This is a genomic window from Lautropia dentalis, from assembly GCF_003892345.1.
Taxonomy (GTDB): Bacteria; Pseudomonadota; Gammaproteobacteria; order Burkholderiales; family Burkholderiaceae_E; genus Lautropia; species Lautropia dentalis.
The window spans coordinates 1,486,120-1,505,011 of record NZ_RRUE01000001.1 but is presented as its reverse complement, the minus strand read 5'-3'; the positions used below and the strand labels follow the sequence as shown (position 1 = coordinate 1,505,011).

General features: G+C 67.0%; 14 protein-coding genes. 9 read left to right on the top strand and 5 right to left on the bottom strand.

Annotated elements, in window-relative coordinates; genetic code table 11:
• Positions 1-120: 120 nt before the first annotated feature.
• Both rpmB and rpmG read left to right on the top strand, forming a co-directional pair.
• A complete protein-coding gene (gene rpmB, locus EHV23_RS05770; RefSeq protein WP_125095090.1) occupies positions 121-351 on the top strand; it encodes a 50S ribosomal protein L28 in 231 nt (76 codons plus the stop codon).
• A 45-nt stretch (positions 352-396) separates the two neighbouring features.
• Positions 397-552, top strand: a complete 156-nt coding sequence (gene rpmG, locus EHV23_RS05765; RefSeq protein WP_125095089.1) for a 50S ribosomal protein L33 — start codon at positions 397-399, stop codon at positions 550-552.
• Between the two features lie 111 nt (positions 553-663).
• Here rpmG and EHV23_RS05760 read toward each other — a convergent pair whose 3' ends face one another.
• From EHV23_RS05760 to purN, 3 genes are all read right to left on the bottom strand, one after another.
• Positions 664-2,718, bottom strand: a complete 2,055-nt coding sequence (locus EHV23_RS05760) for a TonB-dependent receptor (protein ID WP_125095088.1) — start codon at positions 2,716-2,718, stop codon at positions 664-666.
• A gap of 578 nt (positions 2,719-3,296) precedes the next feature.
• The gene (locus EHV23_RS05755; protein WP_125095087.1) at positions 3,297-4,835 is read right to left on the bottom strand and encodes an RsmB/NOP family class I SAM-dependent RNA methyltransferase; all 1,539 of its coding nucleotides are present in this window, start codon (positions 4,833-4,835) and stop codon (positions 3,297-3,299) included.
• Positions 4,836-4,952: 117 nt separating this feature from the next.
• Positions 4,953-5,678: a phosphoribosylglycinamide formyltransferase gene (purN, locus tag EHV23_RS05750; RefSeq protein ID WP_125095555.1), complete on the bottom strand. Its 726-nt coding sequence runs from the start codon at positions 5,676-5,678 to the stop codon at positions 4,953-4,955.
• Between the two features lie 588 nt (positions 5,679-6,266).
• On the opposite strand from purN, the gene EHV23_RS05745 reads away from it, so the two are divergent.
• The 6 genes from EHV23_RS05745 to EHV23_RS16385 all read left to right on the top strand — a co-directional run bounded on the left by EHV23_RS05745 (position 6,267) and on the right by EHV23_RS16385 (position 14,813).
• On the top strand, positions 6,267-7,277 hold the full coding sequence (locus EHV23_RS05745; protein ID WP_125095554.1) for a bifunctional riboflavin kinase/FAD synthetase: 1,011 nt from the start codon (positions 6,267-6,269) through the stop codon (positions 7,275-7,277).
• A gap of 21 nt (positions 7,278-7,298) precedes the next feature.
• Positions 7,299-10,166, top strand: coding sequence for an isoleucine--tRNA ligase (gene ileS / locus EHV23_RS05740; protein WP_125095086.1), 2,868 nt, complete (start codon positions 7,299-7,301; stop codon positions 10,164-10,166).
• A gap of 321 nt (positions 10,167-10,487) precedes the next feature.
• Positions 10,488-10,949, top strand: coding sequence for a signal peptidase II (gene lspA / locus EHV23_RS05735; RefSeq protein WP_238990372.1), 462 nt, complete (start codon positions 10,488-10,490; stop codon positions 10,947-10,949).
• Positions 10,950-11,011: 62 nt separating this feature from the next.
• Positions 11,012-12,487: a bifunctional phosphopantothenoylcysteine decarboxylase/phosphopantothenate--cysteine ligase CoaBC gene (gene coaBC / locus EHV23_RS05730; RefSeq protein ID WP_125095084.1), complete on the top strand. Its 1,476-nt coding sequence runs from the start codon at positions 11,012-11,014 to the stop codon at positions 12,485-12,487.
• Between the two features lie 217 nt (positions 12,488-12,704).
• Entirely contained in the window at positions 12,705-13,229 is a 525-nt protein-coding gene (gene dut / locus EHV23_RS05725; protein ID WP_125095083.1) for a dUTP diphosphatase, read from the top strand.
• Positions 13,230-13,451: 222 nt separating this feature from the next.
• Entirely contained in the window at positions 13,452-14,813 is a 1,362-nt protein-coding gene (locus EHV23_RS16385; RefSeq protein WP_275265082.1) for a tRNA (uridine(54)-C5)-methyltransferase TrmA, read from the top strand.
• A gap of 16 nt (positions 14,814-14,829) precedes the next feature.
• Here the strand turns inward: EHV23_RS16385 and EHV23_RS05715 are convergent, their stop codons facing one another.
• Together EHV23_RS05715 and tal are read right to left on the bottom strand one after the other, a co-directional pair.
• The gene (locus EHV23_RS05715; RefSeq protein WP_125095082.1) at positions 14,830-16,560 is read right to left on the bottom strand and encodes a hypothetical protein; all 1,731 of its coding nucleotides are present in this window, start codon (positions 16,558-16,560) and stop codon (positions 14,830-14,832) included.
• A 2-nt stretch (positions 16,561-16,562) separates the two neighbouring features.
• Complete coding sequence (tal, locus tag EHV23_RS05710; protein ID WP_125095553.1) at positions 16,563-17,516, bottom strand: transaldolase; 954 nt, start codon at positions 17,514-17,516, stop codon at positions 16,563-16,565.
• Positions 17,517-17,962: 446 nt separating this feature from the next.
• On the opposite strand from tal, the gene EHV23_RS05705 reads away from it, so the two are divergent.
• Entirely contained in the window at positions 17,963-18,448 is a 486-nt protein-coding gene (locus EHV23_RS05705; protein WP_125095081.1) for a YajQ family cyclic di-GMP-binding protein, read from the top strand.
• The last annotated feature ends 444 nt before the right edge of the window (positions 18,449-18,892 follow it).

Sequence of the window (18,892 nt, the reverse complement as noted above, 5' to 3'; positions counted from 1 at the left end):
ATGCACGGGCTGGCATTGCCAGCGGGCCTTTCAAGGGGCCTGGGCATGTCTGCCTGCAAACCCGGGCACCCTCTTCCAGCGCAAAGGCCGGCCACGTCGCAACAGGACAGGAACAGCATCATGGCAAAAGTCTGCCAAGTCACGGGCAAGGGCCCAATGGTCGGGAACAACGTTTCCCACGCAAACAACAAGACCAAGCGTCGTTTCCTGCCCAACCTGCAGCAGCGTCGCCTGTGGGTCGAGAGCGAACAGCGCTATGTGCGCCTGCGCCTGACGGCTGCCGGCCTGCGCAAGGTCGACAAAGTGGGCATCGAGGCCGTTCTGGCCGAAATGAACGCCGGCAAGGCCTGATCGCCCTGCCCCTGCGCCCAGACATCATCCCACGGGAGAACCGACATGCGTGACAAGATCAAGCTGGAATCGACCGCCGGTACCGGTCATTTCTACACCACCACCAAGAACAAGCGTACCCAGCCGGAAAAGATGGAAATCAAGAAGTTCGATCCGGTTGCCCGCAAGCACGTGATCTACAAGGAAACGAAAATCAAGTGATCCCGCCCGGGGCTGGCATGCCAGCGGCATGACACCCTGCAGCGAGATTGCCAGACCGGCCATTCAGGGCGCTTCCCACGGAAGCGCTGCTGGGTGGCCGGTTTTTTTATATCAGAACCGTCCCTCCCACGACACCAGCAGGGCGCGGCCCGGTGCGGGGGGCTCCATGCCGGCCAGCCCCTCGGTCAGGTGGTCGTGATAGCGCTTGTCGCCCACGTTCTTCACCATGAAGCGCAGGCTCTGCTGCGCTGCAAACTGCCAGGTGGCACCCACATTCAGCACGCCATAACCGGCGGTGGGGTCTTCGAGGCCCCGGGCAAAGCGGGTGGCCACGCGTTTCTGCTTGCGTACCAGGCTCAGGTCGGCATCGGCGCTCCAGCCAGCCACCAGTTTTCCTTCCCAGCCCAGTGAAAGCCGGTCGGCCGGCATCTGGAAGAGCGGCTCGTGATAGTCGCCATTGGTGCCGTGCAGGTGGGTGAACGCGGCCTGCAGCCACTGGCCGGGCAATGCCTGCCAGCGCGCACCCGCCTCGAAGCCGGTGATGGTGGCGTGGCCGAGGTTCACCGTCTTCATGCAGTACTGGGACTGGGCCTGGCCGCAGGCGGCAACGGCCTGCTGACCGGTCAGCTGCGTGCCGGTGATGTAGTCGGTGATGCGGTTGCGGTAGACCGAGACCTGATAGCCGAGGTTCTCGTTCTCGCCCTTCAGGCCCAGCTCGATCTGGGTGGCGTATTCGGGTTTGATCTGCGGACTGCCGGCATAGTAGTACCCGTTGGTGCGGGCGCCGGACTGGTAGCGCTCGCGCATGTCGGCCGCCCGGAAGGCACGCGAGACGTTCACGTAGGGGCGCAGCAGCGGGTCGGCCTCGTAGATCACGCCGAGACTGCCGGAGGTGGCACCATCGGTACGGTTCAGGCCGGTGGTGACGGTGCGGTTGTTGATGCTGCTGGCACTGCCCTTGACGCGGTCGTGCCGCAGGCCGGCCAGCACGTTGAACGGACCGAAGTGCATGTCATCCTGCACGTAGATGCCGGCCGCCTGCACCTTGCCATCGGTGAACGGCAGGTTGGGCACCCACTGGGTGAACTGCGGCGGACGGGCCGAGCGGCTGTCCGGGCTGGCCGTCATGCGCCAGACGTTGACCCCCGCCGACAGCAGGTGTTCGGGATGCACCAGCCAGTCGGCCCGGGCATCCACGCCGGTGGTGGCAAAGGTCACGTCGTTGCTGACGATGTCGCGCCCCAGCAGACTGGACTGCACGTAGATGGTGCGGTGCATCTCCTGCCGGTAGACGCGGGCATCGACATTGATTTCGCCAGCCACGGCGCCCCTGCGGCTGTAGCCCACTTCGTAGAGCGTGCGCTCCTGCCGTGGCGAGTGGGTCAGCGTGTTACCCACCACGTTGGCCAGTGGGTGGCGGCGAACGCTGCCCGGGTACCAGACATCGTCCTCGCGCTCGTGCTGGGCCGACACGCGCAGCTGCTGCTGTCCGTCCAGCCGGTAGCGGTACTGGCCGATGAAGGCGCGGGAATCGTAGCCGGTATGCGCCACCTTGCCGCCGGGTGCCTTGTAATCCCGGTCCTTCGAGGCCGACAGCCCCAGCATCAGCGCATGATCGCCCTCGCTGAAGTTGCCCACCGCGGCACCACGAAGGCCGCGGCTGGCCGAGTCGAAGCCGGCCTGGGCACGCAGCCCCAGCCCCGGTTCGAATTTCGCCTGCGGCATCTGCACGTTGATGGCGCCACCCAGCGCGCCGGTTCCGTAAAGCACCGAGGCCGGCCCCTTGACCACTTCCACCCGCTCGGCCAGCCCCATCGAGATGAACGAGGCAATGGCCCCCACCGGCTGCGCCGAATTGAAGCGCATGCCATCGACCAGCAGCACCATCCGCTCCTTGCCCAACCCGCGGATGACCGGATTCTGGCCCTGGGCGCTGTCGGAGGCCACGGCCATGCCGGGTTCGTGACGCAGTGCGTCACCCACGTTCGGCGACTGCTGGCGCTGCAGCTGGGCACGCCCGACCACGGAGGTGGCCACGGGGGTTTCGGCCGCATCGGCCTCGTAGCCCTTGGCGGTGACGTTGACGGTGGACAGGGTGGTCTGCGCCTGGGCGCTGGCCGCCAGCAGGCTGGCGATGGCGGCAGCAATGCGGCTGGGGCGATTCATGGTGTTCTCCTCACGATATGGACGAATATGGACAGATACGGGACACCGTCGGCGCTGCCACCCTGTCCTGTACGCCCATGGAACGTGTCATGGATTGATTCGTCCCCACGAAACGCCCTTTGGGCCTGCAGGACGAGGTGGCAGGGCCGCAGAATCCTCCATGGATTCAGGACACACCGCCAGCACGGTCATGCGCGCCCAAAGGCGGGGAACCTCCGGACTGACAGGGTAATGGCTCGCTTTGGTGCCTCATCATCGTCAGACTACGCCGGGGGAGACAAGAACGCCAATGATTATCATCAACTTATAAAACGGCAACGCACCGGGAAGCCTCCTGCATGGACGCTTCCAGGAAAGCAAGCGTTAATGAAGTGAAGGTCTGAAGGGGGGGCAGGTCTTGCATTCGGCCTGCAAAGGTCTGCGAGCGCTTTGGAGCCAGGATCGGGATGAACCTCAAAGCACCTGGCCAGCAATGGCAGGACCATGGACGGCAAACGATAACGCACTGGTTCGCCCGGGTGTGAGCCAAGGTGCTGCAGGACGCTTGCAGAGACATCCGAATCGCCCGGGGACGGGAATCAGCCCGGCTTTTCCCAGGCGGCCATGAAGAAGGCATCCCCGCCCTGCTCGCCCGGCAGCCAGGCGCGCTGTGCGGTGGCCTGCCAGCCGGCGCCCAGCCGTTCGACCAGCCACTGCATCTGCTGCGCATTCTCGTCGGCCAGCAGGCTGCAGGTGGCATAGACCAGCCTGCCCCCGGGACGCAGGAGCCTGAGCGCCGCCAGCACGATGGTGCGCTGCAGCTGCTGGTAGTGGTCCACGTCGTCGGGCTGCAGGCGCCATTTCAGGTCCGGATGACGGCGCAGCGTGCCACTGCCGCTGCAGGGGGCGTCGACCAGCACCAGATCGGCCCAGCCCTGATAGCGGGCCAGCCGGGGATCGTCGCAGCCATCGATGCGCAGCGTGGTGACGATATCGACCCCGGCGCGCGTCAGGCGCGGGGTCAGCCGCGACAGGCGAGCCTCTTCGGTATCGAAGGCGAGGATCTGCCCCTGGTTGCGCATGCGCGCGGCCAGCGCCAGCGTCTTGCCGCCGGCGCCCGCGCAGAAGTCGATCACCCGGGCGCCCCGCCTGACACCGCAGGTATCGACAATGGCCTGGCTGCCGGCATCCTGCAGCTCGAACCACCCCTGCCCGAACTGCGGCAGCCGGGCCAGTGCCGGGCGGCCGGACAGGCGCAGGGCGGTGGGCACTTCTGCGACGGGTTCGGCCGCGAGGCCGGCGGCGGCCAGCAGCTTCTGCAGGGCCGCGGGCTTGCCCTTCAGCAGGTTGCAGCGAATGTCGGTACTGGCCGGCAACAGCAGGTGTGCGGCCAGTGCCGGCGCCTGTTCGCCATGGGCCGCCCCGATGCGCTGCCACAGCCAGTCGGGCAGGCTGAAACGCACGGCCGGCGGCTGGGTGGCCAGCCAGCGGGTGTAGTCACCGGCGAGCGTGGTGAGCGCATCGGTCTCGTGCCACGGATGGATCCCATGCTGCGCGTCGGCTCCGCATTGCTGCTCACCGTCCTGCCGGGAGACGTCCTGGCACGGCGGGCTGGACTGCGCCCGGGCAGCAGATGCCTGCTGGCGCATGGCCTCCGACAGGTGGATCAGGGCCAGCAGTCGTCCCTCTTGCACCGCCTGCACGCGCTGCATGGCCTGCACGCCGGCAGTACCTTCCCGCCCACCATCCGGCGGCACCGACGACAGCGGGGCATCACCCTGTCCGGCACGCGCAGGGCGTATCGCATTCCCCCCGCCGGGGCTTCCGGGATCGATGGAATACTGCCGCAGAAAGGTCTCGTAGGCGCGCCCATGGCGCAGCACGTCATAGACGCGGTCGGACAGCCAGCGACGCTCGCGTGCCCCCAGCAATGGATGACGCCGCAGCCAGAAACCCAGCCGCTGGTCGGCCGGGGTACTGCGGTGCCAGGCGGGCAGGCTGCGGCTGAAAGAGGCGCCGTCGGGCGCGGCAAAAAGGGCAGGCCTGTCTGCTGCCCCGTCGGGCAGCACGGCCAGCAGGGCGTCGGCCGCCCACCCGGTCAGGCGTGGGGAAACACGCAATCCGGATTCTTCTTTCATGAACACTCTCTGGAGCGTGTGATGGACTCACGCGTCCCAAGGGGGTTTCCCTTCGGGATCAACCCGGCAAAAGGTGCCGGCCGGACTGCGCGCGCCGCCATAACCCCGATATCGGCGTCAGAACCCCGACCCACCCGTGGACGACAGGCCGGCCAGCAGCGGATGGATCAGCGTGCGGCTGCTGGGGTGGTCGCTGCCATCGAGCAGGGCGCGGCCCTCGGCCGACACCGTCACCCGGTTCGCGGTCAGCCAGTCGAGCACCATCGGGAACAGGCGATGCTCCATTTCGAGCACGCGGGCGGCCAGTTTCTCTTCGGTGTCGCCGGTCAGCACGGGCACCACGGCCTGGGCGATGATCGGGCCGACATCCACTTCCGGCGTGACGAAATGCACCGTGGCACCGTGCAGCAGGGCGCCGGCGCGCAGTGCCTGCCGATGGGTGTGCAACCCCGGATGGGCCGGCAGCAATGCGGGATGGATGTTGACGATCCGGTCCGGATAGCGGGCGATGAAGCCTTCGGTCAGCACCCGCATGAAGCCGGCCAGCACCACCCACGGGCGCCCGGACGGTGGCGCCAGTTCGTCGATGGCGTCGCCCAGGGCGACGTCGAAGGCGGCGCGGTCGGCAAACTGGTGGTGATCGACCGTACGACAGGGAATGCCCTTGCCCTGTGCCCAGGCCAGGCCCGGCGCCTCGGGACGGTTGCTGACCACGCCGGCCACCTCCACGGGCAACCCCTGACGTTCGATGGCCTCGACCAGCGCCATCATGTTGGAGCCGCGGCCGGAGATGAGAATGACGATCCGTGCGAAAGTGGACGGACCCGACGCGTGCCGGGCCATGCGTGTGTTCTGGGCAGCTGTAGCCATGGTGTATGTGTGAGAGCGAGCGTTGTCGGCCGGAAGTCCGCCGGCGGCCGGGCGCGATGTATCCCGCCGGGCGCGCAGCGATGGGAACATGGCAGACCGGAACGGAATGACCGGTGATTCCTGTCGTCAGGGCCCGGAGCAGAGCCTCTGCCCCCTGGGAGCGGAGCCTCCGCGCCCCTGCCTGAATATTAGCAGTGTGGCACGAAAGCACCAGTCTTCGCCCGTGCCGGCAGGGCAGTATCACCGCCCTGGGACCGAAGCGTCCGCAGACTTTTACAGAGACTCTCTGACGGGGTGGGTACGGGTTCCCGGAGATTTTCCCCGGTCGGGCAGCGCTTTCCGCAACGCAGGAGCTACCCGAAGGGAAACGCCCCTGGGGGGTGCGCTCGGGGCCAGCCCGCATGCCCCCCTCCTGACGTGCAAGACGAGGCGGCAGGGCCGCAAAATCCTCGATGGCTTCAAGGCACTGCCAGCGACACAGCCATGCGTCCCCAGGAATGCACGCCCCAAGGGGGTCTCACGGGGGCGAACAAGTCCATGACACGCTCTATAATGCCGCCGGTGAAGATCCTTCGCTCCCTGCCCCCTGCCCGCCCCGGCCAGCCCTGTGCGCTGACCATCGGCAATTTCGACGGTGTCCACCTGGGTCACCAGGCACTGGTGCGCACGCTGGTGGCCGACGCCCGCGCGCAGGGGTTGCCGGCAGCCGTGCTGACCTTCGAACCGCATCCGCGCGAATATTTTCATGCGCTGCAGCAGCAGCGGGGCCAGGCGGCGGGGCCGGCGCCCCTGCGCATCTCCGGTCTGCGTGACCGGCTGGACATGCTGGCCCGTCTGGGGGTGGACCAGGTGCATCTGGCCCCGTTCGGCCCCCGTGTGGCCGGCTGGCCTGCGGAAGATTTCGTCCGCCATTGCCTCGCGGAGCGTCTGCAGGCCCGCCACATCCGCATCGGTACCGATTTCTGCTTCGGTGCGCGCCGGCAGGGCGATTTCGGCCTGCTGAAGTCCGTGGGCGCCGAATGCGGCATCGAGGTCGTGGCCATGCCGATGGTCGAAGATGCCGGCGTGCGCATCTCCAGCTCGCTCATCCGCGAGGCGCTGGCCCAGGCCGATTTCGGCTGGGCGGCGCAGATGCTGGGCCGCCCCTACACGCTGTCGGGCCGGGTCGTCCACGGACGGCGACTGGGCACCGAGCTGGGCTTTCCCACACTGAACCTGCGCTTTCCCCACGGGCAGCCGGCGCTGTCGGGCATCTTCGTCGTGCAGGTCTGCGGGCTGGATGCCGATCCGCAGCGCCCCCTGCCCGCCGTGGCCAGCTTCGGTACCCGTCCGGCCGTCGAGGCCCATGGCCAGTGGCTGCTGGAAGTACACCTGCTCGACTGGCAGGGCGATGCCTACGGCCGCCTGGTGCAGGTCGAATTCCTGAAGAAGCTGCGCGACGAGGCCCATTTCGACAGCCTCGATGCGCTGAAGGCGCAGATCGGCCGCGATACCGACGAGGCCAGATGCCATTTTCTGCAGCACGCCTCCCGCGAAGGCAGCAAACACCCCAGCCCCCTCATCCTCTCCTAGCCCCTCAACGAGTTGACGCTGATGGCCAAACCGTCTGATTCCACCGGTACCCAGGACAAAGCTGCCGGCTACCGCCACACCCTGAACCTGCCCGACACGCCCTTCCCGATGCGCGGCAACCTGCCCAAACAGGAGCCGGGCTGGGTCAAGCGCTGGCAGGACGAGGGGGTCTACCGGCGCATCCGCGCCGTGGCCAGGGGCCGGCCGCTCTTCGTGCTGCACGATGGCCCGCCGTATGCCAACGGCGTGATCCACATGGGGCACGCCATCAACAAGATCCTGAAGGACATCATCATCAAGTCGCGCGGACTGGCCGGCTACGATGCCCCCTACGTGCCGGGCTGGGACTGCCACGGCATGCCCATCGAGCACCAGATCGAGAAGAAGTTCGGCAAGGACCTGCCCACCTCCGAGGTGCAGGCGAAGTGCCGCGCCTATGCCGGCGAGCAGGTAGAGAAGCAGAAGACCGACTTCATGCGGCTGGGCGTGCTGGGTGACTGGGACAACCCCTATCTGACGATGAACCCGCACAACGAGGCGGAAGAGATCCGCTCGCTGGCACGCATCATGCGGGCAGGTTTCGTGTTCCGCGGGCTCAAGCCGGTGAACTGGTGCTTCGACTGCGGCTCGGCGCTGGCCGAGGCCGAGGTCGAGTATGCCGACCGGACCGACACCGCCGTCGACGTGGGCTTTGCCTTTGCCGAGCCGGAGAAGGTGGCAAGGGCCTTCGGGCTGCAGGCACTGCCCGCCGGCCACCAGGGCTACGCGGTGATCTGGACCACCACACCATGGACGCTGCCGGCCAACCAAGCACTGAACCTGCACCCCGAGATCGAATACGCACTGGTCAGGACCGAACGCAACGGCCAGCCCACGCTGCTGATCCTCGCGAAGGAACGCGTGACCGCCCAGCTCGAACGCTATGGCCTGAAGGGCGAGATCATCGCCACCGCCCCTGGCCAGGCGCTGGACCAGGTACGTTTTACGCATCCGTTCTACGACCGTACCTCGCCGGTCTACGTGGCCGATTACGTCACCATCGACACCGGCACGGGACTGGTGCACTCGGCCCCCGCACACGGTGTGGAAGACTTTCTCACCTGCCGTGCCCACGGCATGAAGGATGACGAGATCATCAACGTGGTGATGGGCAACGGGCACTATGTGTCGTCGCTGCCCCTGTTCGGCGGCCTGATGATCTGGGATGCCAACCCGAAGATCGTCGAGCACATGCGCAGCAACGGCACGCTCTTCCTGTCCGAGAAGCTGCCGCACAGCTACATGCACTGCTGGCGCCACAAGACGCCGCTAATCCTGCGCGCCACCAGCCAGTGGTTCGCCGGCATGGACACGAAACCCGTCGAGGGCGGGACGCTGCGCGAGCGCGCGCTCGAGGGCGTGGAGCAGACCGCCTTCTTCCCTGCCTGGGGCAAGGCGCGCCTGCACGCGATGATCGCCAACCGGCCGGACTGGACGCTGTCGCGCCAGCGCCAGTGGGGTGTGCCGATGGCCTTCTTCCTGCACAGGGAAACGGGCGAACTGCATCCGAACACCCCCGAACTGCTCGATAAAGTGGCCGATCTGGTCGAAAAGCACGGCATCGAGATCTGGCAGACGCTCACGCCCGCCGACCTGCTGGGCGACGAGGCCGACCAGTACGAGAAGGGCCGCGACACGCTGGACGTGTGGTTCGATTCGGGCTGCACGCACCAGACGGTGATGCGCGGCTCGCATGCAGGGGAACTCAGCTTCCCGGCCGACCTGTATCTGGAAGGCTCGGACCAGCACCGTGGCTGGTTCCATTCGTCGCTGCTCACCTCGTGCATGATGAACGACGAGCCCCCCTACCGGGCGCTGCTCACGCACGGCATGGTGGTGGACGGCCAGGGCCGCAAGATGAGCAAGTCGCTGGGCAACGGCGTGGAGCCGCAGGAGGTGGCCAACCGCCTGGGCGCCGAGATCCTGCGACTGTGGACGGCCAGCAGCGATTATTCCGGCGAGATCTCCGTATCGGACGAGATCCTGAAGCGGGTGGTGGAATCGTACCGCCGCATCCGCAACACGCTGCGCTTCCTGCTGGCCAACGTGTCGGACTTCGACATCGAAAAGGATGCTGTGCCACTGGACCGGATGTTCGACATCGACCGCTATGCGCTGGTGATGACCGACCAGGTGCAGCAGCGCATCGTCGACCTGTACATGAAGTACGAGTTTCACCCGGTGGTGTCCCTGCTGCAGACCTTCTGCTCGGAGGAACTGGGCGCTTTCTATCTGGACATCCTGAAGGACCGTCTCTACACCACGGCCCCCGGCAGCCTGGCCCGCCGCAGCGCACAGACGGCACTCTGGCATATCACCGATGCGCTGCTCAAGCTGATGGCGCCGATCCTGTCGTTCACGGCCGATGAAGCCTGGCGCGTGTTTGCACCGGCAAAATGCACCGAACCGGGCAGCACCATCCAGACGGAACTTTTCCACGTGTTCCCGCAGCTGCCGGATGCCGACGCGCTGGATGCCCGCTGGACGCTGATCCGCAAGGCCCGGGCCCAGGTGCAGCAGCATCTGGAGTCGGAGCTGCGCGAGAAGGGCCAGATCGGTTCATCGCTGCAGGCCGAGGTGGCACTCACCGCCCCCGGGGGCGAGCTGTACGATGCACTGGCCAGCCTCGGGGACGATCTGCGCTTCGTGCTGATCACCTCGGCCGCGCAGGTGGCTGCTGGCAGCCCCGACAGCGAACTGCAGATCGACGCGAAGGCCAGCCCCAACCAGAAATGCGAGCGCTGCTGGCACTGGCGTGCCGACGTGGGCGCCAATCCGGAGCATCCGGGGCTGTGCGGCCGCTGCGAGGACAACCTGTTCGGCCAGGGTGAAGCGCGCGAGCACGCCTGACAGCATGGCCGGGCTGCCCTGTGCGCCACCACCATGGCATCGTGCAGGGCAGGCAGCCTTCCGGGCACCCACAGGTTCCCGGACACAGACCGCCCGTTTCCGGGGCGGTCCGACCCAGCAAGGGAAAGCACGATCATGACCGAGCCGTCTTCCACCGGCAACAGCCGGCAAACCGCCGCACCCGCTGGCCCCGCTGGGCCCACCGGTTCCGCCGGCCCGGCGGCCCCTGCAGCAGGGCCTGCCCGGCATGCCGGCCCCGGCACGCCGGGAACACCTGCACCGGGCCCCGAAGCCACCGGCGCTGTCTGGCCCTACCTGCTGATGGCGCTGGTCGTCATCGTGCTCGACCAGATCAGCAAGTACGCCATCATCGGCCGCTTTGCCTATGCCGAGCGCCTGCCGGTCATCGACGGTTTCTTCGACCTGACGCTGCTCTACAACCCGGGCGCGGCCTTCAGCTTCCTGGCCGGCCACAGTGGCTGGCAGCGCTGGTTCTTTGCCGGCATCGCCGTGGTGGCCTCGGTCGTGCTCATCTCGCTGCTGCGCAGCCAGCGGGGCCAGCCGATGTTCAGCACTGCGCTGGGGCTGATTCTGGGCGGTGCCATCGGCAACCTGATCGACCGGCTGGTGCTGGGCCACGTCACCGACTTCCTGCTGTTCTATCAGGGCAGCTGGGCCTTCCCGGCCTTCAACCTGGCCGACTGCGCCATCACGCTGGGCGCCGCACTGCTGATCCTGAGTGAAGTGCTGCCCTGGTTCGGCAGCCGCCGCAAGACCGGATGACACCAGCACGTGCCCCAGACCTGCCCGTTCCCGCGCAGGCCCCCTGTTCACCCCCTTCCCCCATGAATGCACCCCCGCTGACCACCGATCCCGCCCCCAGCTGGCCACTCGCCCCCACGGCAGACGCTGCCGACGTGACGCTGCCGCCGCCCCCACTGGCAGGCCGCCATCTGGTGCTGGGCGTGACCGGCGGTGTGGCCGCCTACAAGGCCGCACAGCTGGTGCGTGACCTGCAGCGGGCCGGCGCCAGCGTGCAGGTGGTGATGACCGAGGCTGCCACCCATTTCGTCGGCACAGCCACCTTTCAGGCGCTGTCGGGCAGACCGGTGTTCACCGGCGCCTTCGACACCCGCATCGACGACGGCATGGCCCACATCGAACTGAGCCGCAATGCCGACGCCATCGTCATCGCCCCGGCATCGGCCGATTTTCTGGCCAAGGTGACCCACGGCCTGTGTGACGATCTGCTCTCCACCCTGTGCCTGGCCCGCGACGTCCCGCTGCTGGTGGCACCGGCCATGAACCGGCAGATGTGGCAGAACGCGGCCACCCAGCGCAACATCAACCAGCTGCGTGCCGATGGCGTGCAGGTACTGGGTCCGGATGCGGGCGAGCAGGCCTGCGGCGAGGTCGGCGCCGGACGAATGCTGGAGCCTGCCGTGCTGGTCGAGGAGCTGTCGGATTTCTTCACCCCGAAGACCCTGCAGGGCAAGCGCATCCTGATGACGGCCGGCCCCACCTACGAGGCCATCGACCCGGTACGCGGCATCACCAACCTGTCCTCCGGCAAGATGGGCTATGCACTGGCCCAGGCCTGCCGGCAGGCCGGCGCCCTGGTCACGCTTGTCAGCGGCCCCACGGCCCTGCCCCGCCCGTACGGTGTGCGCTTCCTGCCCGTGCAGAGCGCGCAGCAGATGCTCGACACCGTGATGGCCGAACTGGACATGGCGGCCTCCACCATCAGCATCGACTGTTTCATCGGCGTGGCCGCCGTGGCCGACTGGCGCCCGCTGCAGGTGGCCAGCCAGAAGATCAAGAAGGAAAGGGGTCTGGCGCAGGACGGTACGATACTGACCGGTGCAGACGGTACATCGCACGCAGGCACGGGAACGGCCGGAGCCGGCGACACATCGTACGCAGGCATGGGATCTGCGAGGACCGGCGGCACATCCCACACAGGCACGGCGCCGGCCGGCGCAGACCGCCCGTCACGCACCGGCACGGTCCCGGCAGACACCCTGACACTGGCCCTCACCCAGAACCCCGACATCCTGGCCAGCGTGGCCCGGCGCCCGGATGCCCCCTACTGTGTAGGCTTTGCCGCCGAATCCGAAGATCTGCTGCACCATGCCACCGAAAAGCGGATCCGCAAGGGCATTCCGCTGCTGGTGGGCAATCTGGGGCCGGCCACCTTCGGACAGGACGACAACACCCTGCTCCTGGTAGACGAACACGGCACCCGCACCCTGCCGGCCGGCAGCAAGACGGCGCTGGCCCGCTGGCTGGCCCAGGAGCTGGGCCGGCGGCTGCCGGCCTGACGCGTATCAGGAAGATTGTCGTCTCCACACAGGCGCCTGCACGGCCACGACTCCCTCCATGTGGCCTGCGGAAGGCGAATGCAAAGTCCATCCCATCACGCAGGCCCGTCTCGCCAGCACAGCCACAAGCATCAGTACAGGCACCAACGCCCGTACCAGGCACCAGCACCAGTCCAATACCAATACCAGTACCAGTGCCAGCACGATTCTCGCAGCCATGACCCCTACATCCGCCCCGCCTGCCCCAGACCATCGCCCCAACAGTTCCACGGCGACAGGCGCCACCGCCCCCCACCCAGTGATCGACCTGAAGATCCTCGACCCGCGCATGGCCGACCAGCTGCCGGCCTATGCCACGCCGGGCAGCGCCGGACTGGACCTGCGCGCCTGTCTGGGCGCGCCACTGGCCATCGAACCGGGCAACACGCACCTGATTCCCACCGGCCTGTCCATCCACATCGGTGATCCGGGGCTGGCGGCCGTCATCCTGCCCCGTTCCGGACTGGGCCACAAACACGGGCTGGTGCTGGGAAATCTGGTCGGGCTGATCGATTCCGACTACCAGGGGCCACTGATGGTGTCGTGCTGGAACCGTGGCAACACCGCCTACACGCTGCAGCCGATGGAACGCCTGGCCCAGCTGGTAATCGTGCCGGTAGTGCAGGCACAGTTTCGGGTCGTGACCGAATTCGGCGCCTCCGAACGCGGCACGGGTGGATTTGGCAGCACCGGCGCGCACTGATCCGGCACCATTCGCCTGCCATTGCCTGTATTTGCCCAGCCTGCATTCATCTGTATTTGCACGCATTTACCAGCATATGCACGCATCTACCCGCATGTTCCGGTTCACGCCTGCATATGCCAGTATCTGCACGCATCCCCTGCCCGGTTGCGTGCCATCGCCCTGGCGCGTCTGTCCGACCAACTGCTCCGGCCTTCCCCCGCATTCCGTACGACTTCACGCATGTCCCACGCCTTGCCCTGCCCCGACCACGACGCATATGCCCGCCAGCTCACCGACAAGCAGCAGCTGCTCGACACCCTCTTTGCTGGACTGGACGTGCCACCGCTGGAAGTCTTTGCGTCGGCCCCGCAGCACTACCGCATGCGGGCCGAATTCCGTATCTGGCATGAAGACGGGCAGCTCTGCTACGCCATGTTCGAGGGCGGCCAGAAGGCCAGCCGCGCCACGATGCAGCGCATCGACCGGCTACCGGCCGCCTGCGAGGCCATCAATGCGCTGATGCCGCGGCTGCTGGCCGCCGTGCAGGCCAACCCGGTGTTGGCCACCCGCTGGTATCAGGTGGAGTTTCTGGCCACACTCAGCGGGGAGATGCTGGTGACGATGATCTACCACCGCCGGCTGGACGAGGCCTGGGAAGAGGCGGCACGCGCGCTGCAGGCGCAGCTGGACATCTTCATCATCGGCCGCAGCAAGGGACAGAAGCAGGTGCTTGTGCAGGATTTCGTGACCGAACGGCTGCACATTCCGGGGTTGCCGGCGGCGGAGCACGCAACGGGCGAGGCAGTGACACCGGTGGCCACCACACGCCCCGGTCCCGGCACGCAGACAGCCGCCCCTGGCGGCGCCCCCTTTCTCTATCGTCAGCCCGAGGGCGCCTTCACCCAGCCCAATGCCCGCATGTGCGAGCAGATGATCGGCTGGGCCTGCCGCGTGGTCCAGGAAACGGATGCAGCCATCCGTGACAGCGCCGGCCCGGGCCTCGCCGAAGCAGACAGTGCCCGCCCAGGCCAGCTCCATGGTCGTTCCGACCCGGGCGATGGCTTCTCCGGCCCGGACCGGGACCAGCATGCTCCCAGCGCGCCAGACACGTGGTCCCCCCGGCACACGGACCTCCTCGAACTCTACTGCGGCAATGGCAACTTCACGCTGCCGCTGTCGCGCCTGTTCCGGCAGGTGCTGGCCACCGAAGTATCCAAAACCTCGGTGCACGCCGCCCAGTGGAACATCGCGGCCAATCATTGCCCGAACGTGCGCATCGCGCGCCTCTCGGCCGAGGAATTCACCGAGGCCATGCAGGGCACCCGCAGCTTCCGCAGGCTGCGCGAGCAGGAAATCTCGCTGACCGATTACCGCTTCTCGACGGTACTGGTCGATCCGCCCCGTGCCGGTGTCGATGACGCCACGCTTGCGCTGCTGCAGCGCTTCGACCGGATTCTGTACATCTCGTGCAACCCGCACACGCTGCGCGCCAACCTCGAAACACTCTGCCGGACGCACCGCATCGTGCGCCGGGCGCTGTTCGACCAGTTTCCGTTCACGCCGCACATCGAGAGCGGCGTGCTGCTGGTGCGCAGAAACTGAGCGCGGCCGCTCTGCGTCAGCGCTTCACCGGCACCCGCACATAACGCTTGTCGAACAGCCAGGCATCGTCGAAATGCCGGCGACCCACCAGGGCCGTGGGCTGGTGGCCGGACTGGCGCATGGCCCCCACGTTGGACACGCCCATCGCCCAGAACAGCAGGCGCCCCAGCCGCTCCGTCCCCGAAACCACCCCGTCCTGGTTGTAGATGCTGCGCGCCACGCCACCGGGCACCGGCAGCGCCCGCAGCATGTCGCTGGACTCCAGCCGGTACGGCGGGTTGTCGAACACCGGTGAGCCCCAGTTCCGGCCAGGTCGTGACACCCCGACGAGCTGGTGCGTGCCGCTGCTGACCCACAGCGTTAGCGGGCCGGGCCAGGTCTCGCCCACCCAGTCCTCGATGGCCGTGTCGATGGGCGAATACACCCACTCGGCCAGACTCTCGACGGCTGCCTGGCCCGCGCGGTTGACCTGCAGCCGGCGGGTGGGGAAGAACATGGCGTAGCGGCCACTGGGCTGGATGGTGTCGTAGATCAGCGGCGCCCCGTCGGTATCGAGCGTGACCCGCCAGATCAGGCCATCCAGACGCCCGCCCTGCAGGTCACCACTGCCCTGCATCGGGCGGTCGCTGAACCAGACGAGGTATTCGAGCTGCGGCAGCACCGCATCACCAAAACGGGTGAAGCTCAGGCGCTGGTAGACGACGGGCACGTTGGTGTCGACATCCAGCCAGAAGCGTTCGTCCGGATCGCGCACCAGTCCGGCCAGATCGATCCACTGCAGGCGGCCGATGCGGTCGGAATCGGTGGTGGTGGCCACCTCCCAGGTGGGTGCGAAGGCCACGAACAGCAGCTCACGCTGCGCAGCCGAAAACTGCGGAATGCCCAGCGCGTCGCGGGGGACATCCCGCATGATCTGCGCAGCCGTACGCCAGGCATCGGCCCCGGAGATCTGCTGGGCGGGCCGATAGCGCTGGAACGAGGCTCGTCCCGACAGCGATGGGCGCCGTTCGCTGCGAAACACCCGGCGCTGGTCTGCCTCCCAGTTGCGGATGGACGAAGCCACGCCGATGCCGGTCAGCGGATAGAGCCCCAGCGCACGCAGCGAGCGGCGGTACTCATCCGGCACGACCGCCTGCTGCAGCACCCGGGGCACATCGGCAGGCGTCAGATGTGCAGCCATCAGCGGCGCACACCGGGACAGGCTGTCTTCCAGCTGCATGCGGTTGGGCAGGTGATAGAGCGGGAAGGATTCGTCGGGCAGCCGGTTGACCTCCAGCCGGCGCACGTGGGTGTCGAGCTGCTGCAGGCGCCCGATCCAGTCCCGGAAGGCCGGCGTCTGCAGCAGGGCCGCCGCACGGGTGGCCCGTTCGCCGTCATCGGCCGGTTTGCCCGCCTCGAGCTGCGCCGAGAAGTCGGGAGCAAAGGATGCCAGGAAGCGGTTGCTGCGCAGGAACGGGTAGCCCGGCAGGCGCTGTTCGCCGGCATCGATTACCTGCCGGTTGCGCACCTGCCCCTCCAGCGCCTCGTACAGGTTGGTGCACCAGGCCACGCCGAAACCATCGGGTAAGCCTCCGGGCGAGAAGGCCTCGCGCACCCGCCCCTGCCCGCCGGACAGTTCCGGCCCATCGGCACGCACGGCCTCCGTGGCACGATCGGCACCGCGGGGCGTGGCACACCCGGCCAGCGCCAGCGCCAGCAGGGCGGCCAGCCAGCCCCGGCGGCCGGGAAAGCGAAGGACACGCCCCATGGTCACTGCGCGCCCGCCAGCATCGTGTCGAGTGTCCGCGCATCGGCCACGAAGGCGCGAATCCCCTCGGCCAGTTTTTCGGTTGCCATGGCATCCTCGTTCATGTCGAATCGGAAGCGCGCCTCGTCCAGCGCCTGCCGCTCCAGCGCCGCCTGCTGCGCGCGGGCGGGGTCCAGATGGCGGCTCACCGGGGCATGGTCGGCCGCCAGTTCGGCCAGCAGGGCCGGACTGATGGTGAGCAAATCACAACCGGCCAGTGCCAGAATCTGCCCCGTGCTCCGGAAGCTCGCCCCCATCACCTCGCAAGCATAGCCGAAGCGCTTGTAGTAGGTGTAGATACGCCGTACCGACAGTACGCCCGGATCCTGTTCGGGTACATAGTTCTGCCCGGTGCGTGCCCGGTACCAGTCGAGGATGCGCCCCACGAACGGGCTGATCAGCGTCACCCCGGCATCGGCGCAGGCCACCGCCTGGGCAAAGCCGAACAGCAGCGTCAGGTTGCAGCGCACGCCGTCGCGCTCCAGCTGGCGCGCCGCCTCGATACCCTCCCAGGTGGCGGCAATCTTGACCAGCACCCGCTCGCGGGAAATGCCGGCCGCCTCGTACAGCCCGATGAGCCGCTGTGCCCGGGCCACCGTGCCTGCCGTCGAGAATGACAGGCGGGCATCCACCTCGGTCGACACCCGGCCCGGAATGATGGCCAGGATCTCCTGCCCGAAGGCCACCAGCAGCCGGTCGGCCAGCTCGTCCACCGGTGCCTGCGGGTGCGCGGCCTTCACGGCCTGCAGCAGGCCGGCGTATTCGGGCTTCTGTAACGCCTTCAGGATGAGTGAGGGGTTGGTGGTGGCATCCTGCGGGCGGAAGGCCTGCAGCCCGTGAAAATCGCCCGTATCGGCCACCACCGTGGTGAAGCGGCGCAGCTGGTCCAGGGCCGATGGCTGCGACGTACCCGGCATGGCTGCCCCGGCGGCCGTCCCGACGGCCTCGCTCCCCGCCTGACCCGTACCTGCTGCCCCGTCTGCCGACCCCGAACCTGCCTGACCGCCCACCATGGATAACCCTCCCTCTCGATACGGCAGACGTGTGCCCCCAAAGTGGGCCGAAGCCCGCTCCGTCAGGACACGTTGCCCGCTGCCGGACTGCGCCCGGCCAGACGCCACGCCTGTTGATGCTGTATTGATGATGCTGCAGAAACCCGGAGGCCAACCCACCTCCGGCAACCGTGCCGGATACGTATCATGGACCCGTTCATCCAGAACACGTTCGACGCCGGTGCCCACGGCCGGACGCCGTGCACCGGTCCGTGTATCCTACACCGGAGCGCGTGCCGGCGTGATGCTGCCGGCACACGTGCCACATCCACAATAAAATATAACTTTTACGCTGTACGGAGCAGAAGCATATGCCCTCTTTCGATGTCGTCCTCGAAGCCGACATGGTCGAGATCCGCAACGCGGTGGACCAGGCCAACAAGGAAATCACCAACCGTTTCGACTTCAAGGGGTCGGATGCCCGCATCGAACTCAACGACAAGGTGATGACCACCTATGCCGACGATGACTTCAAGCTCGGCCAGGTCCGCGACGTGCTTGTGGCCAAGCTGGCCAGGCGCAATGTGGATGTCCGCTATCTGGAAGACGACAAACCCGAGAAGGTCGGCGGCGACAAGATGAAGCAGAAGATCACCGTCCGCCACGGCGTGCCCACCGACCAGGCGAAGAAGATCGTCAAGCTGCTCAAGGACAGCAAGATGAAGGTCTCGGCCTCCATCCAGGGCGATTCGGTGCGCGTCAGCGGCAACAAGCGCGATGACCTGCAGACCGCCATCGGCCTGATCAAAAGCGGCATTCCCGACCTGCCGCTGGTGATGAACAACTTCCGCGACTGAGACGGCCCGGTGGGACCGCACACCCGCGTGCCGTGCATCGTCCGACCACACACTGTGAAGCCACCATCCGTCGGCCAGCCCGGCCGACGAACGGCAGCCGCCACGGCCGTGTTAGCGGCCACTACCACAGAAACCCCGATGATCAATGTTTCAGCGGTGATACAAACAACCGATCCTGACGCCTGATCATACGAACGGCCCATTTCGGCAGACGAACGGTCATATGTAAAGAACATCGTCTGTGCGAAAATCTTCACAGTCGCAAGCGATGAACACTGACCTGCAGCATCACGTAGCCGCACGGGACGCTGCAGGTCCGGTCAGGTTGTTTTCGATTACCCAATCTCCTCTCTTCGCCCCGGTCCTGCTGCCGCAGTGCCGGGGCTCTTTTTTGCATGCTACTGCGTAACACGTTTTATATGTTACTGCGTAACGCGAGCAGGT

What these genes read in the sequence shown, in the direction of transcription:
- rpmB (WP_125095090.1), top strand. Translation starts at nt 121, where the DNA reads ATGGCAAAAGTCTGCCAAGTCACGGGCAAGGGCCCAATGGTCGGGAAC.
- coaBC (WP_125095084.1), top strand. Translation starts at nt 11,012, where the DNA reads ATGAATGCACCCCCGCTGACCACCGATCCCGCCCCCAGCTGGCCACTC.
- EHV23_RS05715 (WP_125095082.1), bottom strand. Translation starts at nt 16,560, where the DNA reads ATGGGGCGTGTCCTTCGCTTTCCCGGCCGCCGGGGCTGGCTGGCCGCC.
- EHV23_RS05705 (WP_125095081.1), top strand. Translation starts at nt 17,963, where the DNA reads ATGCCCTCTTTCGATGTCGTCCTCGAAGCCGACATGGTCGAGATCCGC.
- ileS (WP_125095086.1), top strand. Translation starts at nt 7,299, where the DNA reads ATGGCCAAACCGTCTGATTCCACCGGTACCCAGGACAAAGCTGCCGGC.
- purN (WP_125095555.1), bottom strand. Translation starts at nt 5,678, where the DNA reads ATGGCCCGGCACGCGTCGGGTCCGTCCACTTTCGCACGGATCGTCATT.
- EHV23_RS05760 (WP_125095088.1), bottom strand. Translation starts at nt 2,718, where the DNA reads ATGAATCGCCCCAGCCGCATTGCTGCCGCCATCGCCAGCCTGCTGGCG.
- EHV23_RS16385 (WP_275265082.1), top strand. Translation starts at nt 13,452, where the DNA reads ATGTCCCACGCCTTGCCCTGCCCCGACCACGACGCATATGCCCGCCAG.
- EHV23_RS05755 (WP_125095087.1), bottom strand. Translation starts at nt 4,835, where the DNA reads ATGAAAGAAGAATCCGGATTGCGTGTTTCCCCACGCCTGACCGGGTGG.
- tal (WP_125095553.1), bottom strand. Translation starts at nt 17,516, where the DNA reads ATGCCGGGTACGTCGCAGCCATCGGCCCTGGACCAGCTGCGCCGCTTC.
- dut (WP_125095083.1), top strand. Translation starts at nt 12,705, where the DNA reads ATGACCCCTACATCCGCCCCGCCTGCCCCAGACCATCGCCCCAACAGT.
- rpmG (WP_125095089.1), top strand. Translation starts at nt 397, where the DNA reads ATGCGTGACAAGATCAAGCTGGAATCGACCGCCGGTACCGGTCATTTC.
- lspA (WP_238990372.1), top strand. Translation starts at nt 10,488, where the DNA reads ATGGCGCTGGTCGTCATCGTGCTCGACCAGATCAGCAAGTACGCCATC.